Here is a 1,041-nt window from a genome sequence, read left to right on the forward strand (position 1 = left end):
CGTCGCCACACGCTACGACAAGCTCGCGGAAAACTTCCTCGCAAGCCTCAAGCTCGTATGCGTCAGGATCTGGCTACGCGGTAATGAGTCGACGGCCTAGCCTTCACAAATGAGTTTTCCCTCGGTAGTCAGATACATCAACTTTCCTACGTGTTGCCGTACTCGATCCTGAGAAGCGAAGGCCAAAAGGCTCGCGGAATTGGCGACGTGTTGCTGAACTATCGATATCAAGCATTATTCGAAAGCGCCGGTTCACCAGCTTTTGCACCCCGCATCAGCCTCGTCTTGCCGACCGGAAACTTCCGAAGGGGTACCGGGAACGGCTCCTTCGGCATTCAGGGCAGCCTACCCTTCAGCAAGGTCGTTAGCGATAGAGTAACACTACACGCGAACGCCGGGGCGACTTCGATCTTCGACGTTTCGGGACGCAGTCCAATGAGCTTCAATATTGGAGGAAGTGCCATCTATGCGGTCACGCGTGACTTCAATATAATTTTGGAAACTGTCGGTGAGCGTATCGAAACCGTAAATTTGAACCGCGGGATCGACCGCGAATATGCGCTAACGGTTTCCCCTGGCGCTCGCTACGCCTTGAACCTGCCCGACACACAGATTGTTGTAGGCATCGGCGCACCTATTACATTTTCACGAGACAAACGGCCGAGTTACGGCGCGATATTCTATCTGTCTGTGGAGCCTAAGATCCTCTAATAGGGTAATCTAATGTCGCTTCATCTCATTGCTTCAATGACAAAAGCCTCGTTTAATATTTGATAAAAATTAGACGAGTTAGATTAACCGCAGTAATTATAACAAGTTGGGAATACAAGGAGTGTGCCATGAAACGAAATTATCTCATTTTTTATTTATGACTATATTTCTTACAGATTTAGCGGGAGCGCAGAATGTAAAAATCACAGGCCTTGGCGCCTCAAAATGTACTAGAGCGGAACCCGATCTGATTGAATCGGGAGGGATTCCCAAATCAGGGGTGAAGTGATTCATATGTGGACGCCCCCTTTGGCAAGGCGTTTATGTCGG

Annotated in this window: 1 protein-coding gene and 1 pseudogene; both read left to right on the top strand. The window is 49.3% G+C overall.

What is annotated here, in order from left to right:
* Positions 1-100 (top strand): annotated as a pseudogene (locus ACFPN9_RS15885) (IS5/IS1182 family transposase); the annotation flags it as partial.
* A gap of 50 nt (positions 101-150) precedes the next feature.
* Positions 151-711 carry a transporter gene (locus ACFPN9_RS15890; protein WP_377817245.1) on the top strand — a complete coding sequence of 187 codons (561 nt, stop codon included), beginning with the start codon at positions 151-153 and terminating at the stop codon, positions 709-711.
* Positions 712-1,041 lie beyond the last annotated feature (330 nt).

Origin of the sequence: Allobosea massiliensis (assembly GCF_042655245.1) — a bacterium.
GTDB lineage: Bacteria > Pseudomonadota > Alphaproteobacteria > Rhizobiales > Beijerinckiaceae > Allobosea > Allobosea massiliensis.